26 protein-coding genes are annotated in these 24,567 nt (G+C 69.2%); 2 read left to right on the forward strand and 24 right to left on the reverse strand.

Translation table 11 applies throughout. The features are described 5' to 3' along the window. Positions 1-29: 29 nt before the first annotated feature. Positions 30-749: a vWA domain-containing protein gene (locus OP79_RS01665; RefSeq protein ID WP_033318027.1), complete on the reverse strand. Its 720-nt coding sequence runs from the start codon at positions 747-749 to the stop codon at positions 30-32. A gap of 93 nt (positions 750-842) precedes the next feature. Here OP79_RS01665 and OP79_RS01670 point away from each other — a divergent pair, with 93 nt between their 5' ends. Next, positions 843-1,727 carry a chitosanase gene (locus tag OP79_RS01670; protein WP_033318028.1) on the forward strand — a complete coding sequence of 295 codons (885 nt, stop codon included), beginning with the start codon at positions 843-845 and terminating at the stop codon, positions 1,725-1,727. Positions 1,728-1,830: 103 nt separating this feature from the next. On the opposite strand, the gene OP79_RS01675 is transcribed toward OP79_RS01670, so the two are convergent. The 14 genes from OP79_RS01675 to hisI form a co-directional block, all read right to left on the reverse strand. Next, a complete protein-coding gene (locus OP79_RS01675; protein ID WP_033318029.1) occupies positions 1,831-3,291 on the reverse strand; it encodes a glutamate synthase subunit beta in 1,461 nt (486 codons plus the stop codon). Then, a complete protein-coding gene (gene gltB / locus OP79_RS01680) occupies positions 3,284-7,879 on the reverse strand; it encodes a glutamate synthase large subunit (protein WP_078491552.1) in 4,596 nt (1,531 codons plus the stop codon). Before gltB ends, OP79_RS01675 begins: the two co-directional genes overlap by 8 nt. 369 nt (positions 7,880-8,248) lie before the next feature. Beyond that, a complete protein-coding gene (locus tag OP79_RS01685; RefSeq protein ID WP_033318031.1) occupies positions 8,249-8,977 on the reverse strand; it encodes a VIT1/CCC1 transporter family protein in 729 nt (242 codons plus the stop codon). Positions 8,978-9,151: 174 nt separating this feature from the next. Further along, the gene (gene lgt / locus OP79_RS01690; protein ID WP_033318032.1) at positions 9,152-10,102 is read right to left on the reverse strand and encodes a prolipoprotein diacylglyceryl transferase; all 951 of its coding nucleotides are present in this window, start codon (positions 10,100-10,102) and stop codon (positions 9,152-9,154) included. 111 nt (positions 10,103-10,213) lie between these two features. After that, a complete protein-coding gene (locus OP79_RS01695) occupies positions 10,214-10,987 on the reverse strand; it encodes a DsbA family protein (protein WP_033318146.1) in 774 nt (257 codons plus the stop codon). A 105-nt stretch (positions 10,988-11,092) separates the two neighbouring features. After that, a complete protein-coding gene (trpA, locus tag OP79_RS01700; protein WP_033318033.1) occupies positions 11,093-11,908 on the reverse strand; it encodes a tryptophan synthase subunit alpha in 816 nt (271 codons plus the stop codon). Continuing rightward, on the reverse strand, positions 11,905-13,197 hold the full coding sequence (gene trpB / locus OP79_RS01705) for a tryptophan synthase subunit beta (protein ID WP_033318034.1): 1,293 nt from the start codon (positions 13,195-13,197) through the stop codon (positions 11,905-11,907). Before trpB ends, trpA begins: the two co-directional genes overlap by 4 nt. A gap of 337 nt (positions 13,198-13,534) precedes the next feature. Then, complete coding sequence (trpM, locus tag OP79_RS58415) at positions 13,535-13,816, reverse strand: tryptophan biosynthesis modulator TrpM (protein WP_078491559.1); 282 nt, start codon at positions 13,814-13,816, stop codon at positions 13,535-13,537. A gap of 196 nt (positions 13,817-14,012) precedes the next feature. Further along, positions 14,013-14,822 carry an indole-3-glycerol phosphate synthase TrpC gene (gene trpC, locus OP79_RS01710; RefSeq protein WP_033318035.1) on the reverse strand — a complete coding sequence of 270 codons (810 nt, stop codon included), beginning with the start codon at positions 14,820-14,822 and terminating at the stop codon, positions 14,013-14,015. A gap of 222 nt (positions 14,823-15,044) precedes the next feature. Beyond that, positions 15,045-15,479, reverse strand: coding sequence for a DUF2752 domain-containing protein (locus OP79_RS01715; RefSeq protein ID WP_051744313.1), 435 nt, complete (start codon positions 15,477-15,479; stop codon positions 15,045-15,047). 97 nt (positions 15,480-15,576) lie between these two features. After that, entirely contained in the window at positions 15,577-15,807 is a 231-nt protein-coding gene (locus tag OP79_RS01720; protein ID WP_033318037.1) for an HGxxPAAW family protein, read from the reverse strand. 298 nt (positions 15,808-16,105) lie between these two features. After that, a complete protein-coding gene (locus OP79_RS01725) occupies positions 16,106-16,747 on the reverse strand; it encodes a TIGR02234 family membrane protein (protein ID WP_033318038.1) in 642 nt (213 codons plus the stop codon). 52 nt (positions 16,748-16,799) lie between these two features. Continuing rightward, positions 16,800-18,290, reverse strand: coding sequence for an anthranilate synthase component I (locus tag OP79_RS01730; protein WP_033318039.1), 1,491 nt, complete (start codon positions 18,288-18,290; stop codon positions 16,800-16,802). An 11-nt stretch (positions 18,291-18,301) separates the two neighbouring features. Next, complete coding sequence (hisI, locus tag OP79_RS01735; RefSeq protein WP_033318040.1) at positions 18,302-18,703, reverse strand: phosphoribosyl-AMP cyclohydrolase; 402 nt, start codon at positions 18,701-18,703, stop codon at positions 18,302-18,304. A 74-nt stretch (positions 18,704-18,777) separates the two neighbouring features. Here hisI and OP79_RS01740 point away from each other — a divergent pair, with 74 nt between their 5' ends. Continuing rightward, positions 18,778-19,413, forward strand: a complete 636-nt coding sequence (locus OP79_RS01740; RefSeq protein ID WP_033318041.1) for a TIGR03085 family metal-binding protein — start codon at positions 18,778-18,780, stop codon at positions 19,411-19,413. A gap of 66 nt (positions 19,414-19,479) precedes the next feature. On the opposite strand, the gene OP79_RS01745 is transcribed toward OP79_RS01740, so the two are convergent. The 9 genes from OP79_RS01745 to OP79_RS01785 all read right to left on the reverse strand — a co-directional run bounded on the left by OP79_RS01745 (position 19,480) and on the right by OP79_RS01785 (position 24,559). Then, positions 19,480-19,854, reverse strand: a complete 375-nt coding sequence (locus OP79_RS01745; protein ID WP_033318042.1) for a hypothetical protein — start codon at positions 19,852-19,854, stop codon at positions 19,480-19,482. Beyond that, on the reverse strand, positions 19,851-20,069 hold the full coding sequence (locus tag OP79_RS01750; protein ID WP_033318043.1) for a hypothetical protein: 219 nt from the start codon (positions 20,067-20,069) through the stop codon (positions 19,851-19,853). Before OP79_RS01750 ends, OP79_RS01745 begins: the two co-directional genes overlap by 4 nt. 67 nt (positions 20,070-20,136) lie before the next feature. Beyond that, positions 20,137-20,892: an imidazole glycerol phosphate synthase subunit HisF gene (gene hisF, locus OP79_RS01755; protein ID WP_033318044.1), complete on the reverse strand. Its 756-nt coding sequence runs from the start codon at positions 20,890-20,892 to the stop codon at positions 20,137-20,139. 34 nt (positions 20,893-20,926) lie between these two features. Beyond that, a complete protein-coding gene (locus tag OP79_RS01760) occupies positions 20,927-21,316 on the reverse strand; it encodes a RidA family protein (RefSeq protein ID WP_033318045.1) in 390 nt (129 codons plus the stop codon). After that, complete coding sequence (gene priA / locus OP79_RS01765) at positions 21,313-22,053, reverse strand: bifunctional 1-(5-phosphoribosyl)-5-((5-phosphoribosylamino)methylideneamino)imidazole-4-carboxamide isomerase/phosphoribosylanthranilate isomerase PriA (protein ID WP_033318046.1); 741 nt, start codon at positions 22,051-22,053, stop codon at positions 21,313-21,315. Before priA ends, OP79_RS01760 begins: the two co-directional genes overlap by 4 nt. Beyond that, positions 22,053-22,703, reverse strand: a complete 651-nt coding sequence (hisH, locus tag OP79_RS01770) for an imidazole glycerol phosphate synthase subunit HisH (RefSeq protein WP_063741847.1) — start codon at positions 22,701-22,703, stop codon at positions 22,053-22,055. The genes priA and hisH overlap by 1 nt, the downstream gene beginning before the upstream one ends. Continuing rightward, positions 22,694-22,858, reverse strand: coding sequence for a hypothetical protein (locus tag OP79_RS55895; protein WP_033318048.1), 165 nt, complete (start codon positions 22,856-22,858; stop codon positions 22,694-22,696). The genes hisH and OP79_RS55895 overlap by 10 nt, the downstream gene beginning before the upstream one ends. A gap of 4 nt (positions 22,859-22,862) precedes the next feature. Beyond that, positions 22,863-23,456 carry an imidazoleglycerol-phosphate dehydratase HisB gene (hisB, locus tag OP79_RS01780; protein WP_033318049.1) on the reverse strand — a complete coding sequence of 198 codons (594 nt, stop codon included), beginning with the start codon at positions 23,454-23,456 and terminating at the stop codon, positions 22,863-22,865. After that, entirely contained in the window at positions 23,453-24,559 is a 1,107-nt protein-coding gene (locus OP79_RS01785; protein ID WP_033318050.1) for a histidinol-phosphate transaminase, read from the reverse strand. Before OP79_RS01785 ends, hisB begins: the two co-directional genes overlap by 4 nt. Positions 24,560-24,567 lie beyond the last annotated feature (8 nt).

Genomic DNA, 24,567 nt, shown 5'->3' on the forward strand with positions numbered 1-24,567 from the left:
ACAAATCCAACGGGGTCGCTAGCGATCTTTCAGCCGACGATGCCCCGGGCCCGTGCCGCAGACAGCCACTGCGGGAACTCGGCCACCAGACGGTCGTACAACTCGCGGTCGGAGACCCGTCGCGGGTCCGCACCGGCGTGGAAGAAACCGGCGTTGTCGACGATCCGCTTGCCCGGCACCGCCAGTTCGTCGAGCTTGCGGAGGAAGTCGAACTGCTTGCTCGTCGCGTCGCCGAAGCCGATGAACTGCCAGAAGAGGGGGAGCTTCGCGGCCTTGCACAGGTACCGCTCGGCGGCGAGCTTGTTGATCGGGCCGCCGTCGGTCTGGAAGACGACCAGGGCCGGGTCCTTGGAACCGCTGTCCAGGTAGTGGTCGATGACCGCGTCCATGGCCAGGTGATAGCTGGTCTTGCCCATGTGGCCGAGGCCCGCCACGATCCGCTCGATACGGCCCTGGTGGTTGTCGAGCGCGATGTCCGTCACCGCGTCGATGTCCGTGGAGAAGAACACCACGGGTACGGTCCCGTCGTCGTCGAAGTGCGCCGAGAGGCCCAGCACCCGGTCGGCGAGCGCCTGTACGCTGCCGTCCTTGTAGTAGGGCTTCATCGAGCCCGAGTAGTCGATGACGAGATAGACGGCGGCCCGCTGTCCGCTCAGCCCGTGCTCGGCGAGGCTCGCTCCCGCGCTCTTGTAGAGGGAGACCAGCGCGGGCGCGGTCTCCTCCACCTTGCTGAGGCTGATCCCGGCCACAGCGGCTCCTTTCGGTCATGCGCTGACCGGGTGAGCGTAGCTGGGGGGAACCACTCGCCAAGGCGGCTTGCGGCAGAACGTACCCTGAGCGCCATGAAGCGTGCTGGTTGCCTGCTATTCGCTGCGGTGCCCGTCTTTGTCACGGCCACGGTCTACTTCTTCACGCCCGGGGAGACGGAGTCGGACGGCTCCGGCTCCGGGGCAAAGCCGTCGGCTTCGCAGCCGACCGGGCGGGCGGCCGAGAATGCGGTGATCGCGGATCTGCCACCCGGGCTTGCGGCGCCGCAGAAGAAGGAACTCGCCAGCAAGATCGTGGCGAGTGCGGAGAATTCCACGCTGAACTGGCGCGACCAGTACGGCTATATCGAGGACATCGGCGACGGCCAGGGCTACACCGCGGGCATCATCGGCTTCTGCACCGGCACGCACGATCTCCTCGTCCTCGTCGAGCGCTATACGAAGGACCACCCGGACAACGGGCTCGCACGCTATCTGCCCGCCCTGCGCAAGGTGGACGGTACGGATTCCCACGAGGGCCTGGACCCCGGGTTCACCGCTGCCTGGAAGAAGGAGGCGGAGGTGGCGGCCTTCCGTGAGGCCCAGAACGAAGTGCGCGACCGTATCTACTTCGACCCCGCGGTGCGGCTCGCCAAGCTCGACGGTCTCGGTACCCTCGGTCAGTTCATCTACTACGACGCCATGGTCATGCACGGACCCGGCACCGGTCCGACCGGCTTCTACAGTCTGCGTGAGCGCGCCGTCTCCGAGGCGAATACGCCTGCGGAGGGCGGCAAGGAGAAGGCATACCTCGACATCTTCCTGGACATCCGCCGCGCGGCGATGAAGTCCAAGAAGTCCCACCGCGACACCAGCCGAATCGATACGGCACAGCGGCGTTTCCTGTACGCCGGGAACTTCGACCTCAAGCTTCCGCTGGAGTGGGCGATGTACGGGGAAACGTTCCGGGTGACCCGGTAGCGGGGCGGAACACCACAACGCCCGCCCTGCGTCCGGTCGGGGACAAGGGGCGGGCGTCGTGGTGTTCCGTACGCCTTTGTACGGGACGTTCTGGGTGGGGCCGTCAGACCGCGAGTGCGCGGTCCGTCGGGCGGATGGGGGCCGGGAGGTCGCTCGCGCCCGTGAGGAAGCGGTCGACGCCGCGGGCGGCCGAGCGGCCCTCCGCGATGGCCCACACGATCAGCGACTGACCGCGGCCGGCGTCACCCGCCACGAAGACACCCGGAACGCTCGTCTGGAAATCGCCGTCACGGGCGACATTGCCCCGCTCGTCGAGGTCCAGGCCGAACTGCGAGACCATCCCGTTCTCCTGGTCGATCCCGGTGAAGCCCATCGCGAGCGTGACCAGCTGAGCCGGAATCTTGCGCTCCGTACCCGGCTTCTGGTTCAGCTTGCCGTCCACGAACTCGACCTCGACAAGGTGCAGCCACTGCACGTTGCCGTCCTCGTCGCCCTCGAAGTGGGTGGTGGAGACGGAGTACATCCGCTCGCCGCCCTCCTCGTGCGCGGAGGTGACCTTGTAGAGCATGGGGAAGGTCGGCCAGGGCTGGCCCGGGTTCCGCTCCTCGCCCGGCTGCGGCATGATCTCCAGCTGCGTGACGGAGGCCGCGCCCTGACGGTGGGCGGTGCCCACGCAGTCCGCGCCCGTGTCGCCGCCGCCGATGACCACGACGTGCTTGCCCTCGGCGGTGATCGGAGGCGTCACATAGTCGCCCTCCTGCACCTTGTTGGCCAGCGGCAGGTACTCCATCGCGAAGTGGATGCCGTTCAGCTCACGCCCGGGGACGGGAAGGTCACGCGAGACGGTCGACCCGGCCGCGATGACCACGGCGTCGTACCGCTTGCGCAGATCCGTCGCCTTCATGTCGCGGCCGATCTCGATGCCCGTACGGAAGCGGGTGCCCTCCGCGCGCATCTGCTCGATACGGCGGTTGATGTGCCGCTTCTCCATCTTGAACTCGGGGATGCCGTAGCGCAGGAGACCGCCGATACGGTCCGCCCGCTCGTAGACGGCGACGGTGTGACCGGCCCGCGTCAGCTGCTGGGCGGCGGCCAGGCCGGCCGGGCCCGAGCCGATGACCGCGACCGTCTTGCCGGACAGCCGCTCCGGCGCCTGCGGCGCGACATCGCCGCTGTCCCACGCCTTGTCGATGATCGAGACCTCGACGTTCTTGATGGTCACGGCGGGCTGGTTGATGCCGAGGACGCACGCCGACTCACAAGGGGCCGGGCACAGTCGCCCGGTGAACTCCGGGAAGTTGTTCGTGGCGTGCAGCCGCTCCAACGCCGCCGACCAGTCCTCGCGGTACGCGTAGTCGTTCCACTCGGGGATGAGGTTCCCCAGCGGACAGCCGTTGTGGCAGAACGGGATACCGCAGTCCATGCAGCGCGAGGCCTGCTTGGAGATGATCGGCAGCAGCGAGCCGGGGACGTAGACCTCGTTCCAGTCCTTGACGCGCTCCTCGACGGGACGGGTCCTGGCGACCTCGCGTCCGTGGTTGAGAAAGCCCTTGGGATCAGCCATTGGTCGCCGCCTCCATCATCTTCTCGGTGATCTCGGACTCGGAGAGCCCGGCTCGCTCGGCGGCGTCCTTGGCGGCGAGCACTGCTTTGTACGTACTGGGGATGATCTTGCTGAAGCGGTCCACCGACTCGGACCACTCGGCGAGGAGCTTCCCGGCGACCGTGGAGCCGGTCTCCTCCGCGTGCCGGCGCACCACGTCGTGCAGCCACTGCTTGTCGGTGTCGTCCAGCTTCTCGATGGCGCCGACGTTGCCGACGTTCACGTTGTCGCGGTCCAGGTCGATCACGTACGCGATACCGCCCGACATGCCGGCCGCGAAGTTGCGGCCCGTCTCGCCGAGGACGACCGCGTGACCGCCGGTCATGTACTCGCAGCCGTGGTCGCCCACGCCCTCGGACACGACCGTCGCGCCGGAGTTGCGGACGCAGAACCGCTCGCCGGTACGGCCCCGGAGGAACAGCTCGCCGCCGGTCGCGCCGTACGCGATGGTGTTGCCCGCGATCGTCGAGAACTCGGCGAGGTGGTCGGCACCCCGGTCCGGGCGGACGATCACGCGGCCACCGGACAGGCCCTTGCCGACGTAGTCGTTGGCGTCGCCCTCCAGGCGCAGCGTCACACCGCGCGGCAGGAAGGCGCCGAAGGACTGGCCCGCCGAACCCGTGAAGGTGATGTCGATGGTGTCGTCGGGCAGGCCCGCGCCGCCGAACTTCTTCGTCACCTCGTGGCCGAGCATGGTGCCGACCGTGCGGTTGATGTTGCGGATCGCGACCTGGGCGCGGACCGGCTGGGCGTCGGTCGCGCCGGCCGCGGCCAGGGCGTCGGCGGAGAGCTTGATCAGCTCGTTGTCGAGCGCCTTCTCCAGGCCGTGGTCCTGCGCGATGACCTGGTGGCGCACCGCGCCCTCGGGCAGTTCGGGCACGTGGAACAGCGGCTCCAGGTTCAGGCCCTGCGCCTTCCAGTGGTCGATGGCACGCGTGACGTCGAGCGTCTCGGCGTGGCCGACGGCCTCCTCGATGGAGCGGAAGCCCAGCTCGGCGAGGAGCTCGCGGACCTCCTCGGCGATGAACTGGAAGAAGTTCACGACGTACTCGGCCTTGCCCGTGAACCGGTCGCGGAGCGTCGGGTTCTGCGTGGCGATGCCGACCGGGCAGGTGTCCAGGTGGCAGACGCGCATCATGACGCAGCCGGAGACGACGAGCGGCGCGGTCGCGAAACCGAACTCCTCGGCGCCGAGCAGTGCGGCGATGACGACGTCACGGCCGGTCTTCAGCTGGCCGTCGGTCTGCACGACGATGCGGTCGCGCAGGCCGTTGAGCAGCAGAGTCTGCTGGGTCTCGGCGAGGCCCAGCTCCCAGGGACCACCGGCGTGCTTGAGCGACGTCAGCGGGGACGCGCCCGTACCGCCGTCGTGACCCGAGATCAGTACGACGTCCGCGTGCGCCTTGGAGACACCCGCGGCGACCGTGCCGACACCGACCTCGGAGACCAGCTTCACGTGAATCCGCGCCTGCGGGTTCGCGTTCTTCAGGTCGTGGATCAGCTGAGCCAGGTCCTCGATGGAGTAGATGTCGTGGTGCGGCGGCGGGGAGATCAGGCCGACACCGGGGGTGCTGTGCCGGGTCTTGGCCACCCACGGGTAGACCTTGTGGCCGGGCAGCTGGCCGCCCTCGCCGGGCTTGGCGCCCTGGGCCATCTTGATCTGAATGTCGTCGGCGTTGACGAGGTATTCGCTCGTCACACCGAAGCGACCGGACGCCACCTGCTTGATCGACGAACGGCGTGCCGGGTCGTACAGCCGGTCCGCGTCCTCGCCGCCCTCACCGGTGTTGGACTTGCCGCCCAGCTGGTTCATCGCGATGGCGAGCGTCTCGTGCGCTTCCTTCGAGATGGAGCCGTACGACATGGCGCCGGTGGAGAAGCGCTTGACGATCTCGCTCGCCGGCTCGACCTCGTCGATGGAGATCGGCTCGCGGCCCGACTTGAAGCCGAACAGCCCGCGCAGGGTCATCAGCCGCTCGGACTGCTCGTTCACGCGGTCCGTGTACTTCTTGAAGATGTCGTAGCTGCCGCTGCGCGTCGAGTGCTGGAGGCGGAAGACCGTCTCCGGGTCGAACAGGTGCGGCTCGCCCTCGCGGCGCCACTGGTACTCGCCGCCTATGTCGAGAGCTCGGTGCGCGGGCGCGATGCCGCTCGCCGGGTACGCCTTCGCGTGGCGGGCGGCGACCTCCTTGGCGATGACGTCGATGCCGACGCCGCCGATCTTGGTGGCGGTGCCGTTGAAGTACTTCTGGACGAAGGCCTGGTCGAGACCGACGGCCTCGAAGACCTGGGCACCGCGGTAGGAGGCGACGGTCGAGATGCCCATCTTGGACATGACCTTCAGGACGCCCTTGCCGAGGGCGTAGATCAGGTTGCGGATGGCCTTCTCGGGCTCGATGCCGGGCAGGAACGTCCCTGCGCGGACGAGGTCCTCGACGGACTCCATCGCCAGGTACGGGTTCACGGCCGCGGCGCCGTAACCGATGAGCAGGGCCACGTGGTGGACCTCGCGGACGTCACCGGCCTCGACGAGCAGGCCCACCTGGGTGCGCTGCTTCGTACGGATGAGGTGGTGGTGGACGGCCGCGGTGAGCAGCAGCGACGGGATCGGCGCGTGCTCGGCGTCGGAGTGCCGGTCCGAGAGGACGATCAGGCGGGCGCCGTTCTCTATGGCGGCGTCGGCCTCGGTGCAGATCTCCTCGATACGGGCCGCGAGGGCGTCGCCGCCTCCGCCGACCCGGTAGAGACCCGACAGGGTCGCGGCCTTCATACCCGGCATGTCGCCGTCGGCGTTTATGTGGATGAGCTTGGCCAGCTCGTCGTTGTCGATCACCGGGAAGGGCAGCGTGACACTGCGACACGACGCGGCGGTGGGCTCCAGGAGGTTGCCCGCGGGGCCGAGGGACGAGCGCAGGGAGGTGACGAGCTCCTCGCGGATGGCGTCCAGCGGCGGGTTGGTGACCTGCGCGAACAGCTGGGTGAAGTAGTCGAAGAGCAGCCGCGGGCGCTCGGACAGGGCCGCGATCGGCGAGTCCGTACCCATGGAGCCGAGGGGCTCGCCGCCGGTCTTGGCCATCGGCGCGAGGATGACGCGCAGCTCCTCCTCGGTGTAGCCGAAGGTCTGCTGGCGGCGGGTGACCGAGGCGTGGGTGTGCACGATGTGCTCGCGCTCGGGCAGGTCGGAAAGCTCGATCTCGCCGGCTTCCAGCCAGTCCGCGTACGGCTTCTCGACGGCGAGCTCGGCCTTGATCTCGTCGTCCTCGATGATGCGGTGCTCGGCGGTGTCCACGAGGAACATCCGGCCGGGCTGCAGACGGCCCTTGCGGACGACCTTCGCCGGGTCGATGTCGAGGACGCCGACCTCGGAGCCGAGGACGACGAGGCCCTCGTCGGTGACCCAGTAGCGGCCGGGGCGCAGGCCGTTGCGGTCGAGGACCGCGCCGACCTGGGTGCCGTCGGTGAAGGTGACACAGGCCGGGCCGTCCCAGGGCTCCATCATCATGGAGTGGAACTGGTAGAAGGCGCGCCGGTCCGGGTCCATGGAGTCGTGGTTCTCCCACGCCTCCGGGATCATCATCAGCACGGAGTGCGGCAGCGAACGGCCGCCGAGGTGGATCAGCTCCAGGACCTCGTCGAAGGTCGCCGAGTCGGACGCGTCCGGGGTACAGATCGGGAAGATCCGCTCCAGCTTCTCCGACGGGCCGAACAGATCGGAGACCAGCTGGGACTCGCGGGCGCGCATCCAGTTGCGGTTGCCCATGACCGTGTTGATCTCGCCGTTGTGCGCGACGAAGCGGTACGGGTGCGCGAGCGGCCAGCTCGGGAAGGTGTTGGTGGAGAACCGGGAGTGCACGAGCGCGATCGCGGAGGCGAAGCGGCGGTCGGACAGGTCCGGGAAGAAGGGCTCCAGCTGACCGGTGGTCAGCATGCCCTTGTAGACGATGGTGCGCGCGGAGAGCGACGGGAAGTACACGTCGGCCTCACGCTCGGCGCGCTTGCGCAGCACAAAGGCCTTGCGGTCGAGGTCGATGCCCTTGCTGACGCCGTCGCTGACGAAGATCTGCCGGAAGGCGGGCATCGTGGAGCGGGCGGTGGCGCCGAGGAGTTCGGGGGCGACCGGGACCTCGCGCCAGCCGAGGACGGTCAGGCCCTCTTCGGCGGCGATCGCGTCGATCCGCGCGACGGCGTCGGCCGCGTTGTGCTCGGGCAGGAAGGCGGTACCGACCGCGTACGCACCGGCCTCGGGCAGCGCGAAACCGGCCACCTCACGGAAGAAGGCGTCGGGGACCTGGGACAGGATGCCGGCACCGTCGCCCGAGTCGGGCTCGGCGCCGGTGGCACCACGGTGCTCCAGGTTGCGCAGAACCGTGAGCGCCTGCTCGACCAGCGTATGGCTCGCCTCGCCGGTGAGGGTCGCCACGAAGCCGACGCCACAGGCGTCGTGCTCGTTGCGGGGGTCGTACATACCCTGCGCAGCAGGGCGAGCATCCATGAACGACCACTTCTGGCCGTTCTCGGAATGCTGGGACGGCTGGCGCGGCGTACGCATCGGCTCTCCCGTCGTCGTGTTGTGGCATATGCAGATTGCCGAGGGACGACGCTGGCCCTCTGCTGAGATCAAAATTTCGTGCAGGTTACATGATGGAGCGGTTCTCGGGAACCGGATACCGCGTTCCAACATGCGGACACCGCAGGTCGCGGTGGGAGTACCGCTCGTGGCGGTGGAATAAGGGGGCCAACGGGGACAGATCCTGCCCGCCGGTCCGGGTTCGCGGCGGGCAACGTCGCCCACCGCACTGGTGCACAGCAGGCCTCATTGCCCGCAGCGCTTACGGCTCATGCCCAGTGGTTAAGGATTCGAAACCGCCGAGTAACAGTTACTTATGCAGTCCCATGCATAGAACCCTCAGCTGATCCATCATACGGCCGCACCGAACAGACTGCCCAGGGCGTACGTCACACCCGCCGCGGCACCGCCCAGAGCGAGCTGCCGCAGTCCGCTGTACCACCAGGAACGCGCGGTCACCCTGGCCACCACCGCTCCGCACGCGAAGAGCCCGAGCAGCGCCAACAGCACCGCCGGCCACAGCGCGGTCGCACCGAGCAGATACGGGAGTACGGGCAGCAGGGCGCCCAGCGCGAACGAGCCGAAGGAGGAGGCGGCGGCCACGGCCGGCGAGGGCAGGTCGCCGGGGTCGATGCCCAGCTCCTCGCGCGCGTGGATCTCGAGAGCCTGCTCGGGGTCCTTGGACAGCTGCCCGGCCACCTCGCGGGCGAGCTCGGGGGTCACACCCCTGCCTTCGTACAGCTTGGCGAGCTCGTGCTCCTCGTCCTTGGGATGCTTGCGCAACTCCCTACGCTCCACGTCGAGTTCGGCCTCGACGAGTTCGCGCTGCGAGGCGACGGAGGTGTACTCGCCGGCCGCCATGGAGAAGGCGCCGGCGGCGAGTCCCGCAAGGCCGGTGAGAACGACCGTCTGATGAGAGACGGCCCCGCCCGCCACACCGGTCATCAGCGCCAGATTGGAGACGAGACCGTCCATCGCACCGAAGACCGCAGGGCGCAGCCAGCCACCGTTGACGTCCCGGTGGGTGTGGTTGTCGCGGTGCGCTTCGTGCAGGCTCGCTTCGGTCTCGATGATGGCCACGCCGGTCCCCCAGGGAGCTTTGACTGGACTGATTCCACTTTTCGACAACACCAAAAGTACGCCTGGAATTTCGCTCCTGCCAGCAAGGAAGGCCGTACTTACCTGCACGTTTGCGGACGTACGAAGGGGGCGCCCCAAAAATTTGGGGCGCCCCCTGCGACGTACAAGCCGACGTCAGGTCTTCTTGGCCGACTCGGCCTCGTCCTTCACGTCAGAGGAGTCGGCGGATTCCGCGGCGTCGGCCTCCTTGGACTCCTTCTCGGACTCCTTGCCGGAGGCCTCCGTGTCGGCCTCCCGGTCGGCGGCGGCAGCCGGCTCGACGACCTCTTCCCGTCCTGGCCGCCGCTTGGCCGACAGCACGATGTAGAGGACGGCGAGGAGGAAGACCACGATCGCGGTCCAGTTGTTCAGGCGCAGCCCGAGGAATTCATGGGCCTCGTCGACGCGCATGTACTCGATCCAGAACCGGCCCGCGCAGTACGCGGCGACGTACAGCGCGAACGCCCGCCCGTGCCCGAGCTTGAAGCGCCGGTCGGCCCAGATCACGAGCAGCGCTACGCCGATGCACCACAACGACTCGTAGAGGAAGGTCGGGTGGTACGTGCCAGGAATGCGCCCGTCGTCCGAGGACGTGATCTTCACTGCCCAGGGCAGGTCCGTGGCCCGCCCGTACAGCTCCTGGTTGAACCAGTTGCCCCAGCGGCCGACGGCCTGCGCGAGAGCGATGCCCGGGGCGACGGCGTCGGCCCAGGCGGGCAGCGGGATCCCGCGGCGACGGCAGCCGATCCACGCCCCCAGGCCACCCAGCGCGATGGCGCCCCAGATGCCGAGGCCGCCCTCCCAGATCTTGAAGGCGTCGACCCAGTCCTCGCCCTCGCTGAAGTACAGCTGGTAGTCCGTGATGACGTGGTACAGCCGGCCGCCGACGAGACCGAACGGCACCGCCCACACGGCGATGTCGGCCACGGTGCCGGACCGGCCGCCGCGGGCGATCCACCGTTTGTTTCCGAGCCAGACGGCCAGAAAGACGCCGATGATGATGCAGAACGCGTAGCCGCGCAGCGGAATGACACCGCCGAGTTCGTACACTCCGCGCGACGGGCTGGGGAAAGAGGCAAGTTCCATGGCAGGGTCGACGCTACCCTGCCGGGCGGGAAGTGCGGCAACCCGCCCTGGCTACGGCTCCATAACGGGATAACGGGCCATGGGCCTCAGGCCCCGAAACCCGCGCCGGCGCTACGACTTGTCCGACTCCTCGATCATCCGCTTCAGCTTCGCCGGGGTCATCGCCCGGTCCTGGTAGATGTTCTTGCCGTTCAGCAGCACCGTCGGCGTGCCCTGGAAGCCGCCGGTCTGGAAGGCCTTGTTGGACTTGGCGACCCAGCTGTTGTGCGTACCGTCCTCGACGCACTTCCTGAACGTGGGGGTGTCGAGTCCGTCGACCTTGCCCGCCAGCTCGATCAGCTTGCCGTTGTCGGCGAACTCGTCGCTCGTCTCCGGAGGCTGGTTCTGGAACAGCACGTCGTGGTACTCGGGGAACTTCCCGGCGTTCTGAGCGCACGCCGAGGCGTTGGCGGCGCGCAGGGAGCCGCTGCCGCCCATGTTCCCGTCGATCAGCGTCGCGAGGTGATACTCGACCTTCAGCTGTCCGGAGTCCGTCAGCTCATGGATCGTCGAGCGGTACGCGTCCTCGAAGCTCTTGCAGGCCGGGCAGCGGAAGTCCTCCCACACGGTGAGCGTCGATCTGGCGCTCTCCTTGCCCACGGGGATGGCGGGACTGTCGCCGCCGGTCGCCCTCGAGGGCGCTCTGACCGGGCCCTCGGGATCTCCCTTGCCGTTGCCCGCGTTCGCGGCCAGTGTGCCGATCACCCCCGCCAGTGTCAGTACGCAGACCGCAGTGGAGCTCACGATCAGCGCACGGCGGCGCTTCTCCCCGGCCTTCTGCTTCTCTCGCTCGACCGCCAGCCGCTCGCGGGCGGTGCGCTTTCCTTCACGGTTCTTCTCGCTCACATCCGGCAGAACGAACCGGGGAGGCACAGAGCGCCTCCCCGGTCCCAGGTCCACCCGTACGAGTGAGCGGATTTTCCGTTTCTCCCCCGTCTGAGGGACCGCCCGTCACGCCGTCCCGCGCACGCCCTTCGCGAGGTCCGCGGCGAGTGCGCGTACGGCCTCCAGAGCCGCCGTCTCGTCCGGCGCGTCCAGCATGCGCTTGACGAAGGCCGAGCCGACAATGACGCCGTCGGCGAAGCCGGCGACCTCGGCGGCCTGTCCGGCGTTGGAGACGCCGAGGCCGACACAGACCGGCAGTTCGGTGGTGGCCTTGGTGCGGTGTACGAGGTCCTGCGCCTGTGCGCCCACCGACTCGCGGGTGCCGGTGACGCCCATCAGGGAGGCCGCGTACACGAATCCGGAGCCCGCCGCGGTGATCTGGGCGAGCCGGGCGTCCTTGCTGCTGGGCGCGACGACGAAGACGGTCGCGAGGCCGTGCTTCTCGGCGTGCTCCCTCCAGAGGGCCGACTCCTGCACCGGGAGGTCGGGCAGGATGCAGCCCGCCCCGCCGGCTTCCGCCAGCTCGGCGGTGAAGCGCTCGACGCCGTAACGGTCGATGGGGTTCCAGTACGTCATGACGAGCACCGGCTTCCCGGTCGCCTCGTACGCCTCGCGGACCGTGCGCATCACGTCCGCGATCCTGACTCCGCCGCGCAGGGCGATGTCGTCGGCGGTCTGGATGACCGGGCCGTCGAGGACCGGGTCGCTGTGCGGCAGCCCGACCTCGACGACGTCGGCGCCGCCCTCGAAGACGGCCTTGATGGCGGCGATCCCGCCGTCGACGGTCGGAAAGCCGGCCGGGAGGTACGCGATGAGGGCGGACCGGCCCTCCGCCTTCGCTGCCGCGAGGGTGTCGCTCAACAGCTCGATGTTGCCGCTCACTTGGCGTCCCCTTCGATCTCGGCGGTGTCACTGTCGGCATCCGCGGCGACGACGGCGTCGGCGCCCTTGTCGTACAGGCCGAAGTAACGGGCGGCCGTGTCCATGTCCTTGTCGCCGCGTCCGGACAGGTTGACGATGATCAGCCCGTCCTTGCCCAGCTCCTGGCCCACCTCCAGGGCACCGGCGAGCGCGTGCGCGCTCTCGATGGCCGGGATGATTCCCTCGGTGCGGGACAGTAGGCGCAGGGCCTGCATGGCCGCGTCGTCGGTGACGGCGCGGTACTCGCCGCGGCCGCTGTCCTTGAGGTACGAGTGCTCGGGGCCGATGCCCGGGTAGTCGAGCCCGGCCGAGATCGAGTACGGCTCGGTGATCTGGCCCTCCTCGTCCTGCAGTACGTAACTCCTCGAACCGTGCAGGATGCCCGGCTCACCGGCGGTGAGGGTGGCCGCGTGCTCGCCGGTCTCGATGCCGTGGCCGGCCGGCTCGCAGCCGATGAGGCGTACGTCCGTGTCGGGGATGAAGGCGTGGAAGAGGCCGATGGCGTTCGAGCCGCCGCCGACGCAGGCGATGGCGGCGTCGGGGAGGCGACCGGCGCGCTCCAGGAGCTGGCGCCGGGCCTCGACGCCGATCACCCGGTGGAAGTCGCGCACCATGGCGGGGAAGGGATGCGGGCCCGCCACGGTCCCGAACAGGTAGTGCGTGTGCTCGACGTTGGCGACCCAGTCGCGGAAGGCCTCGTTGATGGCGTCCTTGAGCGTCCGGCTGCCGGACTTCACGGCGATGACCTCGGCGCCGAGCATGCGCATACGGGCGACGTTGAGGGCCTGCCGCTGGGTGTCGATCTCGCCCATGTAGATGGTGCACTCGAGGCCGAAGAGGGCGCAGGCGGTGGCGGTCGCGACGCCGTGCTGGCCGGCTCCGGTCTCGGCGATGACGCGGGTCTTGCCCATGCGCTTGGTGAGCAGGGCCTGGCCGAGCACATTGTTGATCTTGTGCGAGCCGGTGTGGTTCAGGTCTTCGCGCTTGAGGAAGATCCGGGCACCACCGGCGTGTTCGGCGAACCGGGGCACCTCGGTCAGTGCGCTCGGCCGTCCGGTGTAGTTGACGAGCAGGTCGTCCAGCTCGCGTGCGAACTCCGGATCGGACTTCGCCTTGTCGTACTCCACGGCGACCTCGTCCACGGCGGCGACCAGCGCCTCCGGGATGAACTTGCCGCCGAACACGCCGAAGTAGCCCTCGGCAGTGGGGACTTGACCCTCCGGGTCAGGAATGAAGAACTCGCTGGGCATGCGGTTACCTCGCAGGGGCGTGAGGCCCCAGGTCTCGAGTCTGACAATGGTCACGGTATGCCTCGGGTGGGACACCGGCGGGGGCGTCGTCACCTTCGGCGGGAGTCGGTGCCGTCCTGCGCCTCGGCGGACAGTGGCTGCCGCCTGTGCCTCCGGCGGGCTCTGGCTGCCGCCGCGGGGTGGCGGCCCGCCGGAATCCGACGGTCCGAAACCACGGGGCTGGTCGCCGCCTCGGCGGGACAGAGGCGTCCTGACGGGGCGCACCCGGTCCGTGGCGGACCGATGCGCGCCCACAGGGGACGCACCCGGGAACGAACCGGCGGAGCCTACCGGCGGCTCAGAGCTCCGAACAGAGTGGGCGCACGAGGCGCCGACGCCATCGCATCCCGTTGACCTGGCCCGGCTCGTCGCCGATCACGTACCGCACCCGGCGTCCGTGGACCCGGCGGGCGGGTGCCCGGCAGCCGCGCGGGCGGCAGCCTCTGGCGAGGCGGGCGTAGGGGTCGCGGGCCGCCGTGAGGGCCTCGGCGACTGCACGTGCCCCGAGGCGGCCGGGGCGGGTGAGGCCCCGCGGCGCGAGGCCGGCCGAAGTGCCATGACCGACGACAGGGCGCGCCACAAGGCGGTGAGCGACCGCGCATACGCCTAGGCGGGCCTCCCCGGCACGCGGGGCCGCCGCGACCGGGCGCCCTCCGAGAAGGGCCACGCCGTCACTCGGATCGTGCGGTGCAGCCGACCGTACGCGCGCCGAGTCCCCGTCGGGGCGCAGGCCCGGACGGGTGGCGGCGGCGTCGGAAACGGTGTGCACCGGAGCGTCAGCCCCGTCCGTGCCGCAGCGCGGGGTGCGCGCCCGCTGCCACCAGGTCGGAGACCGCTGCCTTCGGGTCGCGGCCCGTGACCAGGGACTCGCCGACCAGGACCGCGTCGGCGCCGGCGTTGGCGTAGGCGATGAGGTCATGGGGGCCGCGGACGCCTGACTCGGCGATCTTGACGATGGTGTCGGGGATCTCGGGGGCGATGCGGTCGAACGTCGAGCGGTCGACCTTCAGAGTCTTCAGGTCCCGGGCGTTGACGCCGATGACTTTCGCGCCGGCCTCCACCGCACGCTCGACCTCGTCCTCGTCGTGCACCTCGACGATCGGTGTGAGCCCGATGGACACGGCGCGCTCGATGAGGGACTCCAGGGCGGGCTGGTCCAGGGCCGCGACGATCAGCAGGGCCAGATCCGCGCCGTACGCCCGCGCCTCCCACAGCTGGTACGACGTGACGATGAAGTCCTTGCGCAGGATTGGGATGTCCACCCGGGCGCGGACGGCCTCCAGATCGGCCAGCGAACCTCCGAAGCGACGCTGCTCGGTCAGTACCGAGATCACCGCCGCGCCGCCCGCCTCGTAGTCCGCCGCAAGCCCTGCCGGGTCGGCGATCGCGGCGAGCGCGCCCTTGGACGGGCTCGAACGCTTCACCTCGCAGATGACCTTGACGCCGTCGCCGCGCAGGGCGGCCACGCCGTCCTTGGCCGCAGGAGCCTTCGCCGCACGCTCCTTGAGCTCGTCGAGGCTGACGTGTGCCTGCCGCTCCGCGAGGTCGGCACGGACTCCGTCGATGATCTCGTCGAGCACACTCACGCGAGCGGCCCCCTTCCTGACGGTGGACGGTTGTAGCTGTCGAGCTGCTGAGCGGTTGATTCGAAGGTCGCCCGCATCAGACGAAACCGATGGTCACTGCGATGGTATCCGCAGGAGGGCTCAGCTCTCGCATCCGGTTGACGGCGGCCCCTCCCCCACCCTCGAACCAGCTTCGCACGGCTCGGGCGGAAGGTACCCCCGTACTGGGCGTTCGCCAGTTGATCAAGGGTGAAGCCAGCCACCGAACGGCAGGTTCCGGACAACCGTGAAGACAAGCAGCAGCGCCCCGAGCCCCCACAGGTGAACGGTCCTCAAGTCGAGGCTCAGCGGGCGGCCCCGGACCGATCGGACCGCCCAGACGATCCACAGCACCGCGAACACGAAGTACGCCACGACCGCGACCGCGTTGGCCTGGAGCGCCGCCGCGAAGTCCCCGTACACGAAGGCGTGCGCACTGCGCAGTCCGCCGCAGCCGGGGCAGTACACGCCCGCGTACTGGAACAGCGGACAAGCGGGGTAGTGCCCCGGCTCGTTCGGATCCACGGCGGCGACGTACGCGAAGGCGCCGACGACGGCCGCGAGCACACCGCCGGGCACGGCGAGCCGCCGCACCACGGATCCGGGAGGGGACGTCGCCCTCTGGCTTTCGGGGTCCACTCAACGCATTCTGCCTCGCGCACAGGAAACCGCGCACAGCAAAAGGCGGCCCCGGCTTCCAGCGCCGGTGCCGCCTTACTCGTCGCCGTGTGGCAGATCAGCTCTCGGAGGCCACCTTGTGCGGCGGGTGGGTGGACTTCGGCTGGCCGAGGCCCGCCGCGCGCATGGCCATGCCGACCACTCCGCCGAGGACGCAGATGACCATGCCGGCCCAGAAGCCCAGCGGGTTGGCCAGCACCATGAAGGCACCCGAGACGCAGAAACCGATGAAGACGATGATGACACCGGTCCAGGCGGCCGGGGTGTGACCGTGGTGGTTGCCCGCCATGACTTGCTCCTCGTTGCTGATTGCGTGTGTGGCTGTATGTGCCTGTGCGAGTCGCCTGAGTGAGTCGGACGCTCGAAGCCCATTGTTCCGCACGCGCGCGTGCGTGTTGATCGGGGGTCCTGCCTCACGCGCCCGCGCCGAGCGGCCTCGGTGAAGTCCGGCGCGGTACCGCGCCCCTGAGGGGGGCCGCAGGCCCTCCTTCAGGGGCGCGGGGCTGTATCGATTTGCGGCTCCGCCGCGCGGGCGCGACAAGCCACAACGAACCCGCAGCTTGAAACCGCGCAACCCAGCGGAGCGCTTACGCTCCTGTCGGGTCCTCGCCGCGGTCCAGCGCCTTCCACATCTCCTCGGGCCGGTCCGGGTCCGCGGCAGGCCTGGGCCTACGGGGCCTGGGGGTGCCGTCCCGCTCGTACCGGCCCGACATGGCCGGCCACAGCCGTCCGTAGCGCAGCGCGAGCAGTCCGGCGAGCAGGAGCAGTACTCCGCCCGCGGCGGCGACGTACGGCCAGGCGGTATGGCTCATGGAGTCGACGGTCGCGGCGGTGTCGCCGGAGGCCTGCGCGGCCTTGTCGTCGAGTGCGGAGCTGTCGGAGGCGCCGAGGAGGGCCGCGGCCACGGTGCCCGCGCCGGAGAGCGCGAGGAGCCCGGCGACCAGGAAGCGCCCGGCACGGCGGACGGCGAAGACGGCGACGAGGGCGGCCAGGCCCACTATGGCGAGGGACGCGGGCACACCCGTGACGTCGCTGCCCGTGGCCTTCAGCGGGAAGTCGCCGCCGGCCACCGTCGCGGTGCCCTCCGACCAGCCCTGCCGCGTGGCGAGCAGCGCCACGGCCGCACCGAGCGCGCCGCACAGCAGGGCGATGGCAAGGCTCCGGCGGCCGGACCGGGCGGGTCCGGCGGCTTCGGATCGGGAGTGAGGTACAGCAGTCACGTACCCCACTATCGCCTGAACCCCGGGCGAACGGTCACCCGGGGCCCACGTGAGAAGTGCCCTATTGTCCGAGCCGGTTCGCCGTGTGCACCGCCCTGAGTACCGCCGCCGCCTTGTTGCGGCACTCGTCGTCCTCGGCCACGGGGTTCGAGTCGGCGACGACTCCGGCGCCGGCCTGCACGTACGCCGTGCCGTCCCGCAGCAGGGCCGTACGGATGGCGATGGCGGTGTCGGAGTCGCCCGCGAAGTCGAGGTAGCCGACGCAGCCGCCGTACACGCCGCGGCGGCTCGGCTCCAGCTCGTCGATGATCTGCATCGCGCGGGGCTTGGGGGCGCCGGAGAGGGTGCCCGCGGGGAAGCAGGCGGTCAGGACGTCGAAGGCCGTACGCCCCTGTGCGACCTTGCCGGTCACCGTCGAGACGATGTGCATGACGTGCGAGTACCGCTCGATGGACATGAAGTCGACGACCTCGACGGAACCCGGCTCGCAGACGCGGCCCAGGTCGTTGCGTCCGAGGTCGACGAGCATCAGGTGCTCGGCGCGTTCCTTGGGGTCGGCGAGGAGTTCGTCGGCGAGGGCCTGGTCCTCCTGCGGGGTCGCGCCGCGCGGTCGCGTACCGGCGATGGGGTGCACCATCGCGTGCCCGTCCTCGACCTTGACGAGGGCCTCCGGGGAGGAGCCCACGACGTCGAAGCCGTCGAAGCGGAAGAGGTACATGTACGGGGAGGGGTTGGTGGCCCGCAGTACGCGGTAGACGTCCAACGCGCTTGCCGTGCAAGGGGTTTCGAAGCGCTGGGAGGGTACGACCTGGAAGGCCTCGCCTGCCCGGATGCGCTCCTTGATGTCCTCGACGGCGACCTGGTAGTCGGGGCCGCCCCACAGCGCGGTGTACTCGGGGAGTTCGGAGGGCGGGAGTGCGGCCGGGGGCTGGGAGACGGCGTGCGAGAGGTCGGCCTCCATGGCGTCCAGGCGGGCGACGGCGTCCGCGTAGGCCTCGTCGACGCCCGTGTCGAGGTCGTTGTGGTTGATCGCGTTGGCGATCAGCAGGACCGTGCCGTCCCAGTGGTCCAGGACCGCGAGGTCGCTGGTGAGCAGCATGGTCAGCTCGGGAAGTTTCAGGTCGTCGCGCTCGCCGGGGCCGATCTTCTCCAGGCGGCGCACGATGTCGTAGCCGAGATAGCCGACCATGCCGCCGGTGAACGGGGGCAGTCCGCTGTCGTGGACGAGGTCGTGCGGGGTGTGCAGCGCCTCGACGGTGGCGCGCAGGGCGGCGAGCGGGTCGCCGCCGACGGGGACGCCGACGGGCGGGGTGCCGAGCCAGTGCGCCTGCCCGCCACGCTCGGTGAGAGTCGCGGCGGAGCGGACGCCCACGAAGGAGTAACGGGACCAGGAGCGGCCGTTCTCGGCGGACTCCAGCAGGAAGGTGCCGGGCCGCTCGGCGGCGAGCTTGCGGTAGAGCGCGACGGGTGTGTCGCCGTCCGCGAGGAGCTTGCGGCTGACGGGGATGACACGCCGGTCGGTGGCCAGCTTGCGGAACGTCTCGAGGTCCATGGCCGCTGACCTTACTGACCGAGGGACTGTACGTGGGACACGGCGTCCTCGATCAGGACGTCGGCGTCGAAGCAGGTGCGGGCACCCGTGTGGCAGGCGGCGCCCACTTGGTCGACCTTGACCAGGACGGTGTCGGCGTCGCAGTCGAGGGCGACGGACTTGACGTGCTGGACGTGCCCGGAGGTGTCGCCCTTGACCCAGTACTCCTGGCGGCTGCGCGACCAGTAGGTGCAGCGGCCCGTGGTCAGTGTGCGGTGCAGCGCCTCGTCGTTCATCCAGCCCAGCATCAGCACCTCTCCGGTGTCGTACTGCTGGGCGATCGCGGGGACGAGCCCGTCCGTGCTGCGCTTGAGGCGCGCGGCGATGGCGGGATCCAGGTTGCTGGGCGGGGGCACGCGGGTCATGGGAGCCATTGTGCCGCGCTCGTACGGGCCGTTCGGCGGGCGTCCACTGTCCGGACCGCGAAGCCGGTCGTAGGCTGGCAGACATGTCGACCCATGCAAAGCGTGAACGACTCCTCCTCGCCGACCTGTTGGAAGCCTCGGGCCCGGATGCCCCGACCCTGTGCGAGGGCTGGAACACCCGGGATCTGGCCGCCCATGTGGTGGTGCGCGAGCGCCGCCCGGACGCAGCGGGCGGCACCCTGATCAAACAGCTCGCGCCGCGCCTGGACCGGGTGATGGCGGAGTTCACCGAGAAGCCGTACGAGGAACTGATCCAGCTGATCCGTACCGGCCCGCCCCGCTTCTCGCCCTTCTCTCTCAAGCAGATCGACGAGGCGGCGAACACGGTCGAGTTCTACGTCCACACCGAGGACGTACGGCGCGCGCAGCCGAACTGGACCCCGCGCGAACTGGACCCCGTCTTCCAGGACGCCCTCTGGTCCCGCCTGGAGCGAACGGCCCGCCTCGTGGGCCGCAGCGTCCCGACCGGCCTGGTGCTGCGCCGCCCGGACGGCCAGACGGCGGTGGCCCACCGCGGCACCCCGGTGGTGACAGTGACCGGCGAGCCATCCGAGCTGCTGATGTTCACCTACGGCCGCTTGAACGAGGCCGACGTGGAACTGGAAGGCGACAAGGCCGCGATCGCGAAGCTGCACGAGACGAAACAGCTGGGGATCTAGGCGGGGACTGATACGCGCAGGAAGGCCGCGCAACGAGCGTTGCGCGGCCTTCCTCGTCCATCCTGTCTACGCGGCCCAGTCGCGCAGCAAACGGGCCGCTTCCGTGAGGTCGGCCTCGTCGCTGCGGATGTCGGCTACGAGTTTCGCAACCTCGCCGTACGACAGCTCGAACGGCATCCCGGACTGCTCCATGTACTCCCAGGCGCAGGCGATGCCGATCGAGGCGTTGTAGTCGCTGAAGGGTCGCAGCCTCAGGGCGGTGTGCAGGAAGGTCGCCGCCCGTGCGGGGATCTCCTCGTAGTAGGGCTCGCCTGCGACACGTTCGTACCTGTGCCGTTCGGCCATGCAGTGCAACGCGCCCCAGTCGCGGATCGGCGTGTTCTGTGGCGAGACGTTCACCTGGATGTTGAGGACCCATCCGGTGTCCACGTAGAGGGTCACCGCAGGCCCTTCGGGAAGCGCTCGTCGAAGTCCGCCATGATCTCCCGGGCCTTCTTCGACGCCCCCTCGACGAACCGCTGCTTCTGCCGTCGACGCACGACATCCTCGGTCAGTATGTCGTGCGCCAGCCGCTTGATCGCGACGCCCTGTTCCTTGGCTTCGGCGCGCAGCTCGGCCAGCTCTTCCTCGGTGAACTCGATCGTGATTCCAGGCATGCGATCACGATAGCCACGAAAGAAACCTGATTACTACCAAATTCACTACCAAGAGTGATACCTCGAACTACCGTACGGGGTGCCCCGACCCCCGCAGCGTCTCCTTCACCTCGCCGATCCGCAGGTCCCCGAAGTGGAAGACGGAGGCCGCGAGTACCGCGTCCGCGCCCGCGGTGATCGCCGGCGGGAAGTCGGCGAGCCGCCCGGCTCCGCCACTGGCGATCAGCGGGACGGTGACGTGCCCCCGTACCGCTTCGATCATCTCGATGTCGTAGCCGTCCTTCGTACCATCCGCGTCCATCGAGTTGAGCAGGATCTCGCCCGCGCCCAACTCGGCCGCCTGATGCGCCCATTCGACGGCGTCGATGCCCGTGCCCTTGCGACCACCGTGCGTCGTCACCTCGAAGCTTCCGGACGGCGTCCTGCGCGCGTCGACCGACAGGACCAGGACCTGGCGGCCGAAGCGTTCGGCGATCTCGCGGATCAGCTCCGGACGGGCGATCGCCGCGGTGTTCACGCCCACCTTGTCCGCGCCCGCCCGCAGCAGTTTGTCGACGTCCTCGGTGGTACGGACCCCACCGCCGACCGTCAGCGGAATGAACACCTGTTCCGCCGTGCGCCGCACCACGTCGTACGTCGTCTCGCGGTTGCCCGACGACGCCGTGATGTCCAGGAACGTCAACTCGTCGGCGCCCTCGGCGTCGTACACCTTGGCCATCTCGACGGGGTCGCCCGCGTCGCGCAGGTTCTGGAAGTTGACGCCCTTGACGACCCGGCCGTTGTCTACGTCCAGGCAGGGGATGACTCGGACCGCCAGAGTCATGGATTCACGGCTCCTCACCAGCAAAAATGCGCTTCTAGCCTCTGAAGGCTTCCAGTTCCACTTCGACCAGGATGCGCGGATCGACGAAGCCGTCCACGATCAGCAGGGTCGAGACTGGGCGTACGGAGTCGAAGAGCTCCTTGTGGGCCCGGCCCACCTCGTCCACGTCCCGCGCGTGGGTGAGATACAACCGCGTACGGAGAACGGATTCGACGTCGAGCCCGAACTCGCCTATCGCGTCCAGAGCGTTGGCGAACGCCACCCTGGCCTGCTCGTACGGGTCGCCCTCCCCGTACAGCACGCTGCCCTTGAAAGACGTCGTGCCCGCCACCAGGACTCGGTCGCCCGCCGCGACGGCGCGTGCGAAACCGAAGGACTCCTCCCAGGGGCTTTCGCTCTGCACGCGCCGCACGGCATCGCTCATGACGCCACAGCCTCCAAGGCCTCTTCCAGGGTGAACGCCTTCGCGTACAGGGCCTTCCCGACGATGGAGCCCTCGACACCGAGAGGTACGAGCTCGGCGATGGCCCGCAGGTCGTCCAGGGAGGACACCCCGCCGGAGGCCACCACCGGGCGGTCCGTCGCCGCGCACACATTGCGCAGCAGCTCCAGGTTCGGGCCCTGCAGCGTGCCGTCCTTGGCGATGTCCGTCACCACGTAGCGTGCGCAGCCCTCCTTGTTGAGGCGCTCCAGCGTCTCGTACAGGTCGCCGCCGTCACGGGTCCAGCCGCGCCCGCGCAGCGTCGTACCGCGTACGTCGAGACCGACCGCGATCTTGTCGCCGTGCTCGGCGATGACCTTGGCGACCCACTCGGGAGTCTCCAGGGCGGCCGTGCCCAGGTTCACACGCGTACAGCCGGTGGCCAGGGCGGCGGCCAGCGAAGCGTCGTCCCGAATGCCGCCGGACAGCTCGACCTTGATGTCCATCGCCTTCGCGACCTCGGCGATCAACCCACGGTTGTCGCCCGTCCCGAACGCCGCGTCCAGGTCCACCAGATGCAGCCACTCGGCACCTGCCCGCTGCCAGGCGAGAGCGGCCTCCAGAGGAGAGCCGTACGAGGTCTCCGTACCGGACTCGCCGTGCACCAGGCGGACCGCCTGGCCGTCACGGACGTCGACGGCGGGGAGGAGTTCGAGCTTCCCAGAGGGATTCGACGTCATCAGAGGGTTCCGATCCAGTTCTTCAGCAGCTGCGCTCCGGCGTCGCCGGACTTCTCGGGGTGGAACTGCGTCGCCCACAGGACGCCGTTCTCCACGGCCGCCACGAAGGGCTTGCCGTGCGTCGACCAGGTCACCACGGGCGCCCGCATCGCCGCGTTCGCGGTCTCCATGGACCAGTCGTGGACGGCGTACGAGTGCACGAAGTAGAAGCGGGCGTCGGCATCCAGGCCCGCGAACAGCTCCGAACCGGCCGGTGCCGTCACGGTGTTCCAGCCCATGTGCGGCACGATGTCGGCCTGGAGCGGCTCGACCGAGCCGGGCCACTCGTCCATGCCCTCGGTCTCCACGCCGTGCTCGATGCCGCGCGCGAAGAGGATCTGCATACCGACGCAGATGCCCATCACCGGGCGCCCGCCCGACAGCCGGCGATCGATGATCCAGTCGCCGCGGGCTTCCGTCAGTCCCTGCATACAGGAGGCGAAGGCGCCGACTCCCGGCACCAGCAGCCCGTCCGCGTTCATGGCCTTGTCGAAGTCGCGGGTTATCTCGACGTCGGCACCTGCGCGCGCGAGAGCACGTTCGGCGGACCGTACGTTCCCAAAGCCGTAGTCAAAGACGACCACTCGTTTTGAAGGAGTACTCAATTCCACACCTCCAGCCGGAGGATCCCCGCCACGAGACACATCGCGGCACCGATGGAGAGCAGCACGATGAGGCTCTTCGGCATCTGCTGCTTGGCGAAGGAGATGATGCCGCCGACCAGGAAGAGCCCGACGACGATCAGTACGGTGGACAGGCCGTTCATGGCTTTACAGTGCGCCCTTCGTGGACGGAAGGATGCCGGCGGCCCGCGGGTCACGCTCGGAGGCGTAACGCAGCGCCCGCGCCAGCGCCTTGAACTGGCACTCCACGATGTGGTGCGCGTTGCGCCCGTAGGGCACGTGTACGTGCAGCGCGATCTGCGCCTGGGCGACGAAGGACTCCAGGATGTGCCGCGTCATCGTGGTGTCGTACTCGCCGATCATCGGCGCCATCTTCTCGGGCTCCGTGTGCACGAGGTAGGGGCGGCCGGAGAGGTCGACGGTCACCTGGGCGAGCGACTCGTCCAGCGGGACCGTGCAGTTGCCGAAGCGGTAGATCCCCACCTTGTCGCCGAGCGCCTGCTTGAAGGCGGCGCCCAGCGCGAGGGCCGTGTCCTCGATGGTGTGGTGCGAGTCGATGTGCAGGTCGCCCTCGGTCTTCACGGTCAGGTCGAACAGACCGTGACGGCCGAGCTGGTCGAGCATGTGGTCGTAGAAGCCGACGCCCGTCGACACATCGACCTTGCCGGTGCCGTCGAGGTCGATCTCGACGACGACGGACGTCTCTTTGGTGTTCCGTTCGACACGGCCTACGCGGCTCATGCGTTCTGCTCCTTCTTGAGTTCACGTACCGCGTCGAGGAACGCGTCGTTCTCTTCGGGCGTACCGGCGCTGACCCGCAGCCATCCCGGTACGCCGTTGTCCCGGACCAGGACGCCCCGGTCGAGGATCTTCTGCCAGACCTCATGGGCGTCGGCGAACCGCCCGAACTGCACGAAGTTGGCGTCGGACTCGGTCACTTCGTAGCCGATCGACCGCAGCTCGCCCACCAGCCGGTCCCGCTCGGCCTTCAGCTGCTCGACGTACTTCAGCAGCGTCTCGGTGTGCTCCAGGGCGGCCAGCGCGGTCGCCTGCGTGACCGCCGAAAGGTGATACGGCAGCCGTACGAGCTGGACGGCGTCCACCACCGCCGGGTGCGCGGCGAGATAGCCGAGGCGCAGCCCGGCCGCGCCGAACGCCTTCGACATGGTCCGCGAGACGACCAGATGCGGCCGGCCTTCGAGCAGCGGCAGCAGCGAGTCGCCGTGGCTGAACTCGATGTACGCCTCGTCCACGACCACCATGGACGGCTTCGCCGCCTGCGCGGCCTCGTACAGCGCGATGACCGTCTCGGGCGGAACGGCGTTGCCCGTGGGGTTGTTGGGGGTCGTGATGAAGACGACGTCGGGCCGGTTCTCGGCGATCGACTCCTCGGCGGCGGCGAGATCGATCGTGAAGTCCTCGTTGCGTGGCCCGGAGATCCAGCCCGTCCCCGTACCGCGCGCGATCAGGCCGTGCATCGAGTACGAGGGCTCGAAGCCGATCGCCGTACGGCCGGGCCCGCCGAAGGTCTGCAGCAGTTGCTGGATGACCTCGTTCGAGCCGTTGGCCGCCCATACGTTCTCGAGGCCGACCGCGAACTTACCGGTGTCCGTCAGGTACTTGGCCAGTTCGGTACGCAGCTCCACCGCGTCCCGGTCGGGGTAGCGGTTGAGGTTCCGGGCGGCTTCGCGCACCCGCTCGGCGATCCGCTCGACGAGGGGTTCGGGCAGTGCGTACGGGTTCTCGTTGGTGTTCAGGCGTACGGGGACGTCGAGTTGGGGCGCGCCGTAGGGGGACTTGCCGCGCAGCTCGTCCCGGACGGGAAGTTCGTCCCAGGGGGACATGGAGGGGC

The organism is Streptomyces yerevanensis, from assembly GCF_000716805.1.
In the GTDB taxonomy this organism is placed as follows: Bacteria; Actinomycetota; Actinomycetes; order Streptomycetales; family Streptomycetaceae; genus Streptomyces; species Streptomyces flaveus.